Here is a 15,163-nt window from a genome sequence, read left to right as displayed (position 1 = left end):
TGATGATTAGTTTACTGCAGACGGGTTGTCGAGGCTGTCAGAACCTTCGAACTCGATACCGTCAATGCCGACAGCGGCAATGATCTGTTCGATCGATTTGGTCTGATCAACAAGTGCATCAACAAAGGCCTGAACGACGGCATTGCCATCTTCGTTGCCCATGGCGATCAGCTGGTCAAAGGCTTCGCCGCCTTTTGCGCGGGTGACCATGACTTTACCGGCAACAACCGATGCCGCCAGCTTGCCACGCAGTTCGGTATCAAGGCCTGCATCATTTGCTGCAACCAGATCGGAAAGCGACGGACCTTCAACAACCGAACCGTCAACACGGGTGTAACGGCCAAGATAAACGTTCTGGATGCCCAGTGCGTCATAGTAGTGGCTGTTATGGGTGTTGTCGGAGAAGCAATCATGCTCTTCTTCCGGATCATGCAGCAGCAGACCAAGCTTGGTACGTTCGCCACCCAGTTCGCCATAAGAAAGCGAACCCATGCCGGTCACAATCGCGGTCAGGCCCGGAACGCCATCACCTTCAAGAACGGTTTCACGTGCTTCGCCACCTTCGGCCCACTGTTCGGTGATCCATTCCAGATCGGAAACCATCAGGTCCGCTGCGGCCTGAAGATATTCACCACGACGATCGCAATTGCCGTTGGTGCAGTCATCGCCAGCTGCATAGTCGGTCCATTTACGTTCACCGGCACCGGCATCGGTCCCATGCAGGTCCTGACCCCAAAGCAGGAATTCAATGGCGTGATAGCCGGTTGCAACGTTTGCTTCGACGTCATCAATTTCATGCAGGCTTTCAAGCAAAGCTGCATCAATGGTCGACGCATCGATGGTTTCGCCCGAAATGGTCAGGGTCGGGTTGGCAATGACGTTGGCGGTGTAAGCCGGGTTTTCTTCGCTTTCTTCGCCATAAAGGCCGGTTTCGACATAGTCGATCAGACCTTCATCGAGCGGCCATGCGTTTACCTTGCCTTCCCAGTCATCAACAATCGCGTTGCCGAAACGATAAACTTCGGTCTGCTGATAGGGTGCGCGCGATGCCAGCCAGGCCGACTTCGCTGCGTCAAAGGTGGCGGCTGACGGGTTTGCGACCAGTTCGTCAATTGCTGCCTGCAGTGCCTTGGCGGTAATCAGCGAATCTTCATAGCCCGCATGCGCGATATCCGCATAGGTGGTCAGTACGTCTTTGGCGGCCGGTGCGGCATATGCCTGCGCGCCAAGGGTAGAGACCAGTGCGGCCGTACCCAGAATCTTTGCGATCTTCATAGGAGTTCCCATCTATCCCTGAATGGTGAGCCAAGGGCAAATGCCCTGCGGATCAGGCAAAAATCCATCCCATACAAACGAATGCACGCCTGAATGGATTGTGACCCTGATCACTATGCTTCCGCCAATTGATACTGCTTGTGAGAATGATTTTCAAATAAAGAATCACCAATTTGCAAAATTTTACGTTTTCGCAATGTGATAACCGTTGGTTGCCGCTAAAGCTTATTGGTCGGCTTTGGGTGAAATGCGGATGAAATCCGCTAAGGGGAAAATTGATCTGTCTTTAAGCTTCTTGGCGGAAAATCCCCTATGACGTTTTCCGCAACCATGAATTCACTGATCGCGCAAAGAGAGAGGCCCGATGAGCAATCCCGATATGAGCCACCCGGCGTCTGACGAAAAGAAGGTCAAACTCTGGGATTTTCCGGTGCGGCTTTTCCACTGGGCCCTTGTCATTGCCATCGTCACCGCCTGGTGGACCAACCGGCAGGTGATGATCGATATCCATGCCATCGCCGGATACAGCGTGCTGGCACTTGTGATCTTTCGCATCATCTGGGGCTTTGTCGGCAGTTCGAACGCCCGCTTTGCCGATTTCCTGACCGGGCCCAAGCGCGTCATCAACTACATGCTGAAAATCCCGAACGGCACGATGGCCGATCTGACCTATGCCGGGCATAACCCGGCGGGGGGCTGGATGGTTGCGGTTCTGATCCTTCTGGTCGGGCTTCAGGCGTTTTCTGGCCTGTTTGCCAGCGAGGATACCTTCCTGTTCTTTGATGGTCCGCTGGTTGCCTATGTCAGTTCCGATTTCGCCGGCACCATGAACTGGATCCATCATACCAACATCAATCTGATCTATGCCGCGGTTGGGCTGCATGTGTTTGCCGCGATATTCTATCTGGTCGTCAAACGTGAAAACCTGATCCGCGCCATGGTGATCGGCACCCGCCAAGTGCCGGCCGAACTGGCAGAACGGTTTGCAACGATCCGGTTTGCATCACCGGTACTGGGCATCGCAATCCTGATCATTTGCGCGCTGGCTGTCTGGGGCGGGATCACCCTCGCACGCGGATAGGGCCGCTTCCCGGTTTTCTGTGCCGGGCTTGAAATGAATAAGGCCAACGTCGTGACATCATGACGTTGGCCTTTTCTTTGGAATAAAAATCCCCTGATCAGTTTCTCGCGCGCTCTGTGGGGTACAGTGCATGGGGGTGGGGAAAGCTGATCAGGGGCGGTCGCCCGGGGTGAGCAGGGCGACCAGAAGAAGATCTTTAGCCAGACCGCGTTACTTGGTGCGGAACTCGTCGTGGCAACCTTTGCAGGTCTTGCCAAGATTGCCCATGGCAGCACCCATCGCACCCTTGTCACCAACGGCATCTGCAAGGGCGAGGGCGGCCTGCTGCATTTCCGGGAAGCCCGCAGCGAATTTATCCCAATTGGTCCAGACATCACCCGCAGCGGTGGTTTTGACAGATGCATCCGGGGTCTGCGGTTCAAACGCGGCCGGGCCTGAACCGGCAGCAAAGGCAATACCCTTTGCCAGGTTCGCCAGAACCGGATCAGGCAATTCGCACTGGCCCTTCATATAGCAGCCAAGCGTACCCATCGCGCCGCCGATTCCATCCATCAGCATTTTGCGGTTTTCGACCAGCGCATTGTCGGATGCTTCGTCAGCCTGTGCCATCATCGGGAAAGCGGCACCCACGACCATGATCGAGCCGAGGAGTCCTGCAGTAAGGAGCTTCTTCATCGTGTGTTCTCTCTTCTCAAAACGCGTTAACGTATCTCTCGGGATGCAGCGCTCAGTTTAAAATTATTATATTGAGATGTAAGCATGTTGTTGCCATCAGCCTGCTGCAAGGCTTAGTGTCCCAGCAACGCCCCCGAAACTGTAATCACAAGCGCGTGATCACGATGATTTTTTTGTTGCCGCGCTTCTAGGAACCTTTCGCCCATGTCTGCCGCCACCAGCAATAGTTCCCCAAACGTTCAAAACACCCCGAACTCCCTTGATGCCAAAGCCAGGGATGACCTTATCCGTGAAGGCCGTGGCCGCGCACGTGGTGTGATCCGTGACTGGAACCTTAAGCACGCCTTTATCAATGGTGTCTGGCGCGCGGCCGATAGCCGTGAAACCCTTGATGTCATTGATCCGGCAAAGGGTGATGTGATTGGCGCGGTGCCGTTCATGCGCACCTCTGAAGCCCGTCAGGCAATTGATGCGGCCCATGCGGCCTTTCCGGCCTGGTCGGGCTTGCTGGCAGGCGAACGCGCCAAGATCCTGCGCCGCTGGCGCGATTTGCTTGAAGCTCATCAGCAAGATCTGGCAGCACTGATCACGCTTGAGCAGGGCAAACCCCTTGATCAGGCCCTGCGTGAAGTCGTCGGTGCAATTGCCTATGCCGAATGGTATGGCGAAGAAGCCAAGCGCGCCTATGGTCAGACCATGCCAGCCACCCAGCGCGATCGTCGCGTTGTCGTGCAAAAGCACCCGGTCGGTGTGGTCGCTGCCATCACGCCATGGAACTTCCCGTTGACCATGGTGGTGCGCAAATGCGCCCCGGCACTTGCGGCGGGCTGTGCCGTCATTGTCAAACCGGCCGAAGATACCCCGCTTTCTGCCTTGGCCGCCGCCAAGCTGGCCGAGCAGGCCGGTTTCCCGGCAGGTGTGTTTAACGTTGTCACCGGGCTGCCCCATCCGATTGGCGAGGCGCTGACGGGCGATCACCGCGTACGCATGCTTTCCTTCACCGGCTCGACTGCCGTTGGCAAACGGTTGATGGAGCAATGCGCGCCGACGATGAAAAAGCTCTCGCTGGAGCTTGGCGGCAATGCGCCCTTTATCGTTATGGATGATGCCGATCTTGATGCCGCTGTTGCCGGCGCGATGATTTCAAAGTTCCGCAATAGCGGGCAGACCTGTGTCTGTGCCAACCGTATTTTTGTGCAGGACGGGCTTTATGACGCCTTTGTTGAAAAGTTCGTGGCGGCCAGCAATGCCCAGACCATGGGCAATGGATTTGTGCCCGGCACGGAGCTGGGGCCGCTGATCAATCGTCAGGCGGTGGCAAAGGTCGAACGCCTTGTTGCGGATGCCAAGAAACGTGGTGCAACCCTGATCCATGGTGCGGACTTGCCTGAAGAAGGCTTCTTCACCCGTCCGCTGATCATGACCGATGTGCCCCATGACGCCGATTGCTTTGACGAGGAACTGTTTGCCCCGGTTGCACCGATCTATCGCTTTGGCACTGAAGACGAAGTGATCGAACTTGCCAATCGGGTTCGCACCGGGCTGTCGTCTTATATCTATAGTCGTGATGTCGGCCGCATCCAACGTCTGGCCGACCGGCTTGAAACCGGTGTGGTCGGGATCAATGACGGCACCACCAGTCACGAAGGGGCGCCTTTCGGCGGCGTCAAGGAAAGTGGTCAGGGCCGCGAAGGCGGACATTGGGGGCTTGAGGAATATCTCGAACCCAAATACCTCAATTACGCGCTTTAGCTTCGGCGCATTTTCTTTCGGCTCGGGTGGCGATAACGGCCATTTTTCGGACCTGAAATCAAAGATCGCAGAACGGCAATATCCTGATCGGGTATTGCCGTTTTTTACTTTCGCCAGAGCTATGCAAAATTGTTTAGTGTGAATCTGGCGAAAAGAATCGTCATTTTGACCGCATTTGGCGAAAAATCCCTCTGTGCCAAACATTTTCCGATCTTTTTTCTTCTGCTGTCATCTTGAAAACGGCAACGGAAACACGGGTGTCATATTACCTTAATCATAGATAAGGCGGGCGTTGCGGGCGGTGCGTGCTGCAAATGTGAGGGAAATGAACGCTTTATTTGTCATGAAACAAACATGTTAAATATGCATGATGAAAATAAGTCACCGGCATAAATAGGTATGCGTCAAGCGCATATTTGGGGTGAGAAAACTCTTCTCGTAGGAATGCACAAACAGGCGTACATCGGATTTAACGAAACACATAGCGAAACCCCGGCGGGAACAATGCCGGATGCTTTTATGAGGAAACGGACATGAAAATGTATCGTGATTATGATCTGGTTGCCCTGCAGCGTGAAGCTGAACATCTCCGTGCACAGGCTATGCGCAACATGCTTGTCGCACTGGTACGCAAAGTTGGTGGCCTGTTTGGTACGCACAACAAACCCCATGGCGGTGTTGCTGCTGGCGCGTAATTGCGCAGCTCAACCAAGCCCTGCGACCGTTTACACGGTACGCTTAAAAACGCCCTCGCATCATGATGTTGCGAGGGTGTTTTTGTTTGTGCTCTTCACCTTCGTTGTTGGCAACGTTATTAAGGGGGATCGACCCCGTTTGAAACGCCCGGAAGTTGGTCTTTATGAAACTTGCCCATTACGCCTTTGGCGAAGAAAACCGTGACAACGGCACCATCGTGATCATCCATGGCCTGTTTGGTCAGGCCCGCAACTGGACGGCCATCGCCCGACGTCTGGCCGAGAAATATCACGTGGTCACCGCGGATCTGCGCAATCACGGACGATCCGGCTGGGATATGGAAATGACCTATCCCGCCATGGCAGGCGATCTGGCCGAACTGATCCGGGACGTTTCAGATCAACCGGTGCATCTTGTCGGGCATTCCATGGGCGGAAAGGCATCGATGATGCTGGCCCTTTCTGCGGATGCTGAACTGGTCGCCGATCTGGTGGTCGTTGATGTTGCGCCTGTGGTCTATGACCATGATTATAGCGGCTATATCTCTGCCATGCGCGGGGTGGATTTCGATGCGGTATCGCGCCGGGCCGAGGTCGAAGAGGCCCTGTCATCAGGTGTTTCGGAAAAAGGTGTGCGGCAGTTCCTGGCCCAGAACGTCGTGACAGACAAGGACAGCGGCAAGATGTCCTGGCAGGTCAATATCGATGCCATGGCCAATCACCTTGATGATATTACCGGTTGGCCGGAAGACGGGCTTTCTGATCAGTATGGCCGTGATGTGCTGTTTATCGCCGGGGCCAATTCGCACTATATCGATCCCAAGGACCGCGATCATATCAAGGCGCTGTTTCCCAAGGCCGCCTTTACCAGCATCAAGGGGGCGGGCCACTGGGTACATGCCGAAAAGCCCGAGGCTGTCTTGCTGACCCTTTCTGCCTTCCTGAGCCGTTAGGTGACAGAAAAAAAGGAACGTCACCGTGTCTGATCCCGATCTTCCTTCTGATCTTCCAAATGGCTGGTCGATCCCCAAACAGGATCACGTCCGGGTGCGTGACATCGATTGCCTGTCGGACAACTGGTACCGCCTTTATCGCGTCGGGTTTGATCTGAAACGCACAGATGGTTCATGGCAGCACCAAACCCGCGAGGCCTATGACCGTGGCAATGGTGCGGGTGTGTTGCTATATAACCTTGCCGATCGCACCGTCATTCTGACGAAGCAATTCCGGATGCCAAGCTTCGTGAATGGCAACGAAGACGGCATGTTGATCGAAGTGCCCGCGGGTGTCCTTGATGACCGTGACCCGATGTTGGCCGTCATTGCCGAGGTCGAGGAAGAAACGGGCTATAAGATCGGCAAGCTCGTTCAGGTCTTTGATCTTTTCATGAGCCCGGGGTCGGTCACCGAACGCCTGCATCTGTTCGTTGCCGAAGTCACCCGCGAACATCGCGAAGGCGAGGGCGGTGGGCTGCTTGAAGAGGGCGAAGATATCGACGTTCTTGAAGTCCCGTTCGATGACATCCTGCCGATGATTACCGATGGCCGCATCCGTGATGCCAAGACCGTCATCTTGTTGCAGCACGCGCTTCTGACCGGTCTGCTTGGCAAATAGGTCTCGCTACCAGGGCAGCTTTTCGCCGTCATAGGCAAAGAACCCACCGGAACTCTCTGCAGTCAGTTGGTCAAGAACGGCAAGCATGTTCGCTGTCGCCTCAAACGGGCTTTGAACGCGAAGACCTGATTTGGCAAACGGCCCTGAAAGGCCGGTATCAACCGTGCCTGGATGCAGGGCGACACAGATGGCTTCGCGCTTGTTGCGCCCGATTTCAATCGCGCTGCATTTCACCAGCTGATTAAGGGCTGCCTTGGCTGCGCGATAGCCATACCAACCGCCCATACGATTATCACCAATGCTGCCAACCTTGGCCGACAGGGTGGCAAATACCGATTTGCCGGACCTCGGCAATAACGGGCAGAAATGCTTCATCAAGAGCGCGGGGCCGATGGCGTTGATCTGGAATTGCTTGGCCATATAGTCCGGATCGATCTGGCGCATGGATTTTTCCGGCTGAAACGTCTCGTCATGCAGATAGCCGGTGGCATCAATAATTAGGCAAATGTCGTTATCATGCGTGTTGGCATAGGTCTTTGCATCCTGCGCGCACTGCGTGATCGTTGCCTGATCCGTCAGATCCAGGCGAGGGTTGGTCGAACGTGAATATTCCAGAACCTTTGAAAAATGTCCGGACTGCTGCAAGTGCCGCACAAAGGCCGCCCCGATGCCACCGGTCGCACCAATCACGATGGCAATCTGATCGCGCGGCAGGCTTGTGAAATGCACGGTCGGGGTTTCTGACATGAACGGACCTCTTGTGATGTCTGCTCTGTCGTACGGTGGCGGTGGTGAACTGGTTTAATCGGGCTTGCCATTGCCCTTTGTGTTGTTGCCAGCGTTACTGTCTTCCTGTTCGTTGCGCATGATTTCAATCAGCGTGGCATTCTGGCTGCGCAGGGTGTCAATGAACTGCTTATCCACGCCACTGTCGTTCCAACGCACACGCAATTTATCGAGTGTTTCAAAGTCATGCTTGCGGAATGCTGTTTTTTTGCGTTCCGCACGCGCGGGCGTTTCGCCAAGTTCTATCAGGGCGTCACGGCCAAGATTAAGCGCACTTTCAAATGTCTCACGTTCGATGAAATGTGCGCCGGCATTCTCAAGTTCAAACACATGTAGGCGGTCGATCGCACGCGCGAGGATGCGGACATTGGGATAATGCTTGGCAACGTGGGCGACAAGCGATGTCAGCTTTTCGCGATCATCAATGGCGGCAACAAAAAGCTTGGCGTTTTCAATGCCGGTATTGTGCAAAAGATCGGGGCGCATTGCATCGCCGTAATAGGCGCGAAACCCGATGCGTCCAAGGTTTTCAATCACTTCCGGATCGTGATCAAGAACCACCACCCGATGGCCATTGGTCGCAAGCAAGCGGGTGACAATCTGCCCAAATCGGCCAATCCCGGCCAAAACCACGCTGCCGGTATCATCAATAACGTCAGCATCGCGTGCGCTGTGTTTGACAATGCGCGGTGCAAGCACGCGTTCATATAGCAGAAACGCAAGCGGGGTCAGCATCATGGTCAGCGCAACCGCAAGGGTTAGTTTCTGCACCAGATCACCGGGAAGCGCCCCAACACCAACCGCCATTCCAAACAGGACAAAGGCAAATTCCCCGGCTTGGGACAGGCCAAGCGAAAACAGCGTTCTGTCTGCACCGCACATGCGCGCTGTCGATGAAATGACAAACAGAACAGCCGCCTTGATCGCCATGATGCCAAAGGCAATACCAAACAGGGTTGCCGGTTCATCGATCAGCAGATTGAGGTTGATGCCAGCCCCGACGGTCAAGAAGAACAGTCCAAGCAGCAATCCCTTGAAGGGTTCGATATCGTTTTCAAGCTCCGGGCGGTATTCACTGTCGGAAAGAACCACACCGGCCAGGAACGTGCCAAGGGCAGGGCTAAGGCCAATGGCGACCATTAAAAGGGCGGTGGAAATCACCAGCAGCAGGGCGGCGGCGGTAAACACTTCGCGCAGGTGGGTCTTGGCAATATAGCGAAACACGGGTCGCATCAAATAGCGTCCGCCAATGACGATCGTGGCAATCGCCGCGATAATCACAAATATCTGCGCCCAGTCCGGCACCATATCCAGCAGGATCGCATTTTGTGTCGGATCGGCGGTACCTGCGGCGCTGCTGGTGTTGGTTTGACCTGTATCTGATACGGCCAAAAGCGGCATGATCGCCAGCATCGGGATGACGGCAATGTCCTGGGTCAGCAGAACCGAAAACGAACTTTTGCCACCCGCAGTTTTAAACCAGCCCTTTTCGCCCAGTGTTTGCAGGACAATGGCGGTCGATGACAGCGCTAACACCATGCCAACTGCAACCGATTGCTGCCATGGCAGGTCAAAGGCGGTGTGGGCGATGATGGCAATGATCGCGGTTGAGCTGAGGACCTGCAGGCCGCCAAGTCCGATCAATTGCCCGCGCATGTCCCATAACATGGACGGGCGCAATTCAAGCCCGACCAGAAACAGCATCATGACAACACCGAATTCGGCAAAATGCTGAAGATTGGCGGCCTCTGAGCCGATAAAGCCGAAGACCGGCCCAATCAACAGGCCCGCGATCAGATATCCAAGGACAGAGCCAAGCCCAAGCCGCTGTGCGAGCGGTACGGCGATCACAGCGGCAACAAGATAGATTAAGGCAGAAGACAGAATTTCCAACGGGCAGGCTCCGGGGCGGGATCGCGAGATCGATCAATCAATAATTTTACATGATGCAGCGTGATGTGGTGCGGGGCAGCCTGATTGTAATCTGATTGCCCCAGGCAGGATGTATAAAAAAAGCCGCCCCTTGCACAGGGCGGCTTTTAAATTGATTGCGCTGTCGGCGCTATTCGGCAGCGTTGATATGGGTAACGTTGGGGGCGCTGCGGGCACCTTTTCCCTCGTGATCATGGCGGCGGATGAAATCCTTGATCCGCGGGCTGATCTGTTCGCGCCAGCGACGGCCGTTAAAGACGCCGTAATGGCCGACACCCTGCTGAACGTGATGCATGCGCATGCTGTCAGGCAGGTTGGTGGTCAGCTTGTGCGCCGCACGGGTTTGACCCATGCCGGTAATGTCATCACGTTCGCCTTCAACCGTCAGAAGGGCGGTCTTGGTGATGGCAGACGGATCGACCGGAACACCCTGCCAGCGCATGGTGCCCTCCGGCAGGCTGTGTTCATGGAACACGACCTTCAGAGTCTGCAGGTAAAACTCGGCCGTCATATCCATCACGGCTAGATATTCCTGATAGAAGGAGCGTTTCGCTTCTGCACTTTCGCCATCACCTTCGACAAGGTGGTTGAACATGTCGTGATGGGCTGAAACGTGACGATCCCAGTTCATGCTCATGAAGCCGGCAAGCTGCATGAAGCCCGGATACACACGGCGCATTACACCCGCATGGGGCAGGGGTACATGCGAAATCACGTGGCGTTCAAACCAGTCCAGGCTGTGCTGCTTGGCGAACTTGTTGACCTCGGTCGGGTTTTCACGCGTATCAATCGGCCCGCCCATCAGCGTCATCGATGCCGGCTGGCAGGTTTCATTGCCCGCGGCCATCAGCGATGCAGCCGCAACCACCGGCACAGAGGGCTGGCAAACTGCCATCATGTGGGTGTTCGGGCCAAGCTTGCGCAGGAAGCGCATGATGTAATCGATATAGGTATCCAGATCGAAATGGCCGAGATGGACCGGCACCAGACGGGCATCAATCCAATCGGTGATATAAACGTCATGATCGGGCAGAAGGGCTTCGACCGTGCCACGCAGAAGGGTTGAAAAGTGCCCGGAAAGCGGGGCGACGATCAACAGGCGCGGGTCATCGGGCTGCGTTTTCAGATGGTCGGTTTCGCGCTTGAAATGCAACAGATTGCAAAAAGCTTCGCTGTGAACGACTTCTTCGGTGATCGGAACGGTTTCGCCGTCAATCACCGTGGTGTCCAGACCGAATTCCGGTTTGCCGTAACGGTGGGTAATATGGGTGAACACGTCACATGCTGCTGCTGCTGCCCGACCCTGATGGGTATAGGACATCGGGTTGGCCGGATTGCGCAGCCACTTCTTGCTGGCGTCAGCGGCCATGCGAAGCGGGCTTATTGTGGCGTGCTGCAATTCATAAAGGTGATACAGCATTTACTCTCACTCCCGGGTGACCGACAAACGCTTCAGTGGTCACCAACCTGGTTTACGGCTTTCATCCTGTTTGTGTTCGCGCGCAGTTCGTCTGCAGGCGCGACTTGGCATTTTTTAAGGATTCTGGTCAGAACCGCCAAATGGCGTGGGCCGATCTGATGCACAGCAAAAGGGCTGGTTACCAGCATGCAGAAATCCAGTAATTGCCTCGAAGCCTACGTGAGTTCGGCCTACATGCAATAGCCATTAAGTATGATGAAAGTCCAAATTGTCGTTTTTCACCCTGATTCAAACGAAATTTCCCCGATTTGTCGAGTGAAATTTTGCAATGCAGCGCAAGTTGTTGCGATGCAACAAATGTTTTTCTCAGGTTCGGACAATATCCTGCGCAGGAATGTATGAGCCAAATGTGAACAAGACTCGCATTTGTCAGATGGCTGGTTTTGGTGCCTGGGGCGCCCAAAACAAAAAAAAAGCACCGCTATCGGGGAAATAGCGGCGCCAGTATGCGGAGTATGCGGAAATCATTATTGCGGTTGCCAAGGCCATTTGGGGAAGACCGGGCGTAGGGAAGGTCTGACCGACAGGCGGGACAGGGTTTGGGTGCGGGGTTGCCTGCCGGTCAGACGCCCGTGATGGACAAAAGCTTGGTGGCTAATGGTCCGGGCCTCGGAAACACAGATAACGTGTGTTGGGAATTCTCAGATCAGACCGCGAAGGGTTTGGGCCATGCCAAGTCCGATGACGAACAGGAAAAATCCTGTGCTGCCGACAACAGCGACCGTGCTGCAAAGCTCGTTCAAGCGGGTCGGGTTATCAATCAGTTTCAACATGGTCTGTCCTCCTCAATCTGTCTGAAGAAACCATACTGTTCTGATTTTGTTCCATCAAGAACAAAGTTGGAACAAATGAGGGTATTGTTATTTAAGTTATTGATTTAATTTGATTAAATAACGTTCACAAATGTTCTCATTTTTGGGTAAGGACTGCAACGAGAACGGGGTTTAGGTGGGGCGATGGGCTCCAAAACTCCCGGAAAACTGCGATTCCCTGCGAGTCTTGTTGTGATGTTCTCAATGTTCTCATACGAGGACCATAGGCGAACATCATGCGTGGCGCCCAAATCAGTTCAATTTTTGCAACAAACCCGGCGTGCCTTGGCAAAGGTGCAAACTGTTTTGGTTAAGGGCGCCGTCGCGTCGCTGGAATCAAATTGTTGCACGATGTTTCAACTGTCCTAAAATGCAGGAAATCCGGCTGTAATTGCAGTGGTTTTGCAACAAACTGTTACGGTTAAACCGGATTTCGGTAAAACGTCTTCTATCGCGCGTGATCGCAGTGGTCTTGCCCCCATGGATCGTGTAACAGTGCGCGTTAGGAACCTGATAAATTAGCCTTGCTGCTCAGGACACAGCAGGGCCGGACATCAGGGTTCCGGTCGTCAGTCATCTGATGACAGAATTCGGTCACAGTCAGGGTGTCATATTCCTGTGAGGTGACAAAAAGCAGGCAGGATCGGAAAATCCGGTTCTGCATCACGGCATCGGCCGTGCCCCGATTGTCTGCCAGGATCGCAAGATCCGGGGTCCCACCTTGGCGACGGGAAGAAAACGTTGGAAGGCTAAGGGCATAATGAAACAAAGGCAAAGGCTTAAGCATCGTATCGCGGATATCGTGATTTTCGGTGGGACCGGAGATCTGGCGTTACGCAAACTTTTTCCCGCTCTGTATGAAATGGAACGCACCGGGCGTTTCGATGATGAAACCCGTATCTTTGGCGCATCGCGCAGCGAGCATAGCGACGAAGACTTCCGGGCCAAACTGCTCGAAGCCGGGAAGAAATTCATTCCTGAAGGCGAGTTTGACAAAGAAATCTGGGCGAAGTTCGCCAGCCGCATCGCCTATGTGCAGGTATCTGCCGGCGATGAGAGCGGCTTCAAGGTTTTGCATGAAAAGCTGTCTGATCAGCCGGATCGTGACCGCGTCTATTATTTCTCGACCAGTCCGTCACTGTTTGCCGACATGGCCTTTAATCTCAAAAAGGCCGGTCTGGTAACGCCGAACTCCCGCGTCGTGCTTGAAAAGCCGCTGGGCCACGATCTTGAAAGCTGCCGCGAAATCAACGGCCAGATCGGTGAAGTGTTCGAAGAACGCCAGATTTTCCGTATCGACCACTATCTTGGCAAGGAAACGGTGCAGAACCTGATGATCCTGCGCTTTGCCAATGCAATGTTTGAACCGCTCTGGAACAGTGCGCATATCGATCACGTACAGATTTCGGTCGGCGAGGAAGTCGGGGTTGAGGGCCGCTGGTCCTATTATGACGATGCAGGTGCCATGCGCGATATGGTCCAGAACCATATGTTGCAGCTTCTCTGCCTTGTTGCGATGGAACCGCCCTATGTCCTTGATCAGGACGCCGTTCGTGATGAAAAAGTCAAGGTGCTCAAGGCCCTTCAACCGATCAACGATTCCAATATCGATAGCTCCACCGTTCGTGGCCAGTACCGCAAGGGCGCTGTGGGTGGCAAGGAAGTGCCGGGTTACCTTGAGGAAGAAGGTGCCAATACCGACAGCACCACGGAAACCTTTGTCGCGATCCGGGCAGAACTTGATAACTGGCGCTGGTCAGGTGTTCCGTTCTATCTGCGCACGGGCAAACGTCTGCCCAAGCGTCATTCGGAAATCGTCATTCAGTTCCGCGACGTCCCGCACCAGATTTTCCCGCTGGCAAAGTCCATGACCAACTATCAGGCCAACAAGCTGGTCCTGCGCCTGCAGCCTGACGACGGTATCCATCTTGTGCTCAATAACAAGAACCCGGGACCGGGTCTTGTGCGTTTGCGCCCGACGGCACTCAACCTGTCCTTTGCCGAGGCCTTTGGTGGCCGAAGCCCCGATGCCTATGAGCGTCTGTTGCTTGATGCGATTGATGGCAACAACACGCTGTTTGTCCGTCGCGATGAACAGGACATTGCCTGGCAGTGGGTCGATGCCATTCAGGAAGCGTGGCAGAACAATCATGTCACGCCCAAGGGATACACCGCCGGAACGTGGGGCCCGTCTGCTGCCATTGCATTGATCGAACGCGATGGCCGGACCTGGAACGAAGAAGCCGGGTTCTAGAATTGCGCTTTCCCGGTGTCCGCCCTGATGGGGCGGGCATTGGACTTGCACAACGACGCGATGACCCCAATTTCGGGAAGAAGACATGACAAACGAACGCACATTTAAAAGCGGCGATGAAATGCTTGCGGCAATGGTCAAGGAAACCGTTGATCGTCTGGAATTTGCCATCGCAACCCGCGGACATGCCAGCATGGCTGTTGCCGGTGGACGTTTTCCCAAGCCGCTGTTTCAAACCCTTTCCCAGGCCCGTCTTGATTGGTCAAAGGTGATTGTTACCTTGGGTGATGATCGCTGGGTCGGGCTTGATGATGATCAGTCCAATGAAAAGCTTGTGCGCGATAACCTGTTTATCAACGAAGCGCAGAATGCCCGCTTTGTCTCGCTGAAAACATCGGACACCAGTCCGGAAGACGCGGTCGAAACCGTAAGCGCACGTTTGCGCACGGAAATGCACTGGCCGCTTGATATCGTATTTCTGGGGATGGGGGATGACGGCCATACCGCATCGCTTTTCCCGTCCTCAACCCCTGAAGCCCTTGATAAGGGGCTTTATCCCAAGCATAGCGAACTGGTCGCCGCTGCCCGCCCGACCGTATCCCCGGTCCCGCGCATCAGCATGACTTTGCCCGCTATCCTTAATGCCCGGTACATTGCAATTCATATTACCGGACAGTCCAAATGGTCGACCTATGAGACCGCGAAAAACGGCACGGAAATCGAAGAGATGCCGGTTCGCGCCATCTTGCAGCAGAACGATGTCCCCGTCGATCTGTGGTGGAGCGCCGAGAACCCGAAAGGCTGAAC

General features: G+C 54.7%; 13 protein-coding genes. 7 read left to right on the top strand and 6 right to left on the bottom strand.

From position 1 onward, the window contains the following. Positions 1 to 6: 6 nt before the first annotated feature. Positions 7 to 1,275 carry an imelysin family protein gene (locus CMO10_RS13850; protein ID WP_297023246.1) on the bottom strand — a complete coding sequence of 423 codons (1,269 nt, stop codon included), beginning with the start codon at positions 1,273 to 1,275 and terminating at the stop codon, positions 7 to 9. A gap of 364 nt (positions 1,276 to 1,639) precedes the next feature. Between CMO10_RS13850 and CMO10_RS13845 the strand changes: the two genes are divergently transcribed. Beyond that, entirely contained in the window at positions 1,640 to 2,356 is a 717-nt protein-coding gene (locus tag CMO10_RS13845; RefSeq protein WP_297023243.1) for a cytochrome b/b6 domain-containing protein, read from the top strand. 210 nt (positions 2,357 to 2,566) lie between these two features. On the opposite strand, the gene CMO10_RS13840 is transcribed toward CMO10_RS13845, so the two are convergent. Next, the gene (locus tag CMO10_RS13840) at positions 2,567 to 3,031 is read right to left on the bottom strand and encodes a c-type cytochrome (protein WP_044828374.1); all 465 of its coding nucleotides are present in this window, start codon (positions 3,029 to 3,031) and stop codon (positions 2,567 to 2,569) included. Between the two features lie 204 nt (positions 3,032 to 3,235). Here CMO10_RS13840 and CMO10_RS13835 point away from each other — a divergent pair, with 204 nt between their 5' ends. From CMO10_RS13835 to CMO10_RS13820, 4 genes are all read left to right on the top strand, one after another. Next, positions 3,236 to 4,783: an NAD-dependent succinate-semialdehyde dehydrogenase gene (locus tag CMO10_RS13835; RefSeq protein ID WP_297023239.1), complete on the top strand. Its 1,548-nt coding sequence runs from the start codon at positions 3,236 to 3,238 to the stop codon at positions 4,781 to 4,783. A gap of 533 nt (positions 4,784 to 5,316) precedes the next feature. Beyond that, positions 5,317 to 5,478, top strand: a complete 162-nt coding sequence (locus CMO10_RS13830) for an RSP_7527 family protein (RefSeq protein WP_161794612.1) — start codon at positions 5,317 to 5,319, stop codon at positions 5,476 to 5,478. Between the two features lie 164 nt (positions 5,479 to 5,642). Then, on the top strand, positions 5,643 to 6,431 hold the full coding sequence (locus tag CMO10_RS13825) for an alpha/beta fold hydrolase (protein WP_297023236.1): 789 nt from the start codon (positions 5,643 to 5,645) through the stop codon (positions 6,429 to 6,431). A 25-nt stretch (positions 6,432 to 6,456) separates the two neighbouring features. Continuing rightward, on the top strand, positions 6,457 to 7,092 hold the full coding sequence (locus tag CMO10_RS13820) for an NUDIX domain-containing protein (protein ID WP_297023233.1): 636 nt from the start codon (positions 6,457 to 6,459) through the stop codon (positions 7,090 to 7,092). A 6-nt stretch (positions 7,093 to 7,098) separates the two neighbouring features. On the opposite strand, the gene CMO10_RS13815 is transcribed toward CMO10_RS13820, so the two are convergent. The 4 genes from CMO10_RS13815 to CMO10_RS13800 form a co-directional block, all read right to left on the bottom strand. Beyond that, a complete protein-coding gene (locus tag CMO10_RS13815) occupies positions 7,099 to 7,839 on the bottom strand; it encodes an SDR family NAD(P)-dependent oxidoreductase (RefSeq protein ID WP_297023231.1) in 741 nt (246 codons plus the stop codon). A gap of 54 nt (positions 7,840 to 7,893) precedes the next feature. Beyond that, a complete protein-coding gene (locus CMO10_RS13810; RefSeq protein WP_297023228.1) occupies positions 7,894 to 9,771 on the bottom strand; it encodes a monovalent cation:proton antiporter-2 (CPA2) family protein in 1,878 nt (625 codons plus the stop codon). A 169-nt stretch (positions 9,772 to 9,940) separates the two neighbouring features. Next, positions 9,941 to 11,230, bottom strand: a complete 1,290-nt coding sequence (locus tag CMO10_RS13805; RefSeq protein ID WP_297023226.1) for a polyhydroxyalkanoate depolymerase — start codon at positions 11,228 to 11,230, stop codon at positions 9,941 to 9,943. Between the two features lie 701 nt (positions 11,231 to 11,931). Further along, positions 11,932 to 12,063: a hypothetical protein gene (locus CMO10_RS13800; protein WP_255353093.1), complete on the bottom strand. Its 132-nt coding sequence runs from the start codon at positions 12,061 to 12,063 to the stop codon at positions 11,932 to 11,934. Positions 12,064 to 12,862: 799 nt separating this feature from the next. Between CMO10_RS13800 and zwf the strand changes: the two genes are divergently transcribed. Beyond that, positions 12,863 to 14,356: a glucose-6-phosphate dehydrogenase gene (gene zwf, locus CMO10_RS13795; RefSeq protein WP_297023217.1), complete on the top strand. Its 1,494-nt coding sequence runs from the start codon at positions 12,863 to 12,865 to the stop codon at positions 14,354 to 14,356. Positions 14,357 to 14,441: 85 nt separating this feature from the next. Beyond that, positions 14,442 to 15,161 (top strand): 6-phosphogluconolactonase, encoded by a 720-nt coding sequence (pgl, locus tag CMO10_RS13790; RefSeq protein ID WP_297023214.1) that lies wholly within the window; start codon positions 14,442 to 14,444, stop codon positions 15,159 to 15,161. Positions 15,162 to 15,163 lie beyond the last annotated feature (2 nt).

This window comes from Thalassospira sp. (assembly GCF_002709775.1).
Classification (GTDB): domain Bacteria; phylum Pseudomonadota; class Alphaproteobacteria; order Rhodospirillales; family Thalassospiraceae; genus Thalassospira.
Note: the sequence above shows the minus strand (reverse complement) of the source record. Positions and strands in the feature narration are given on the sequence as shown.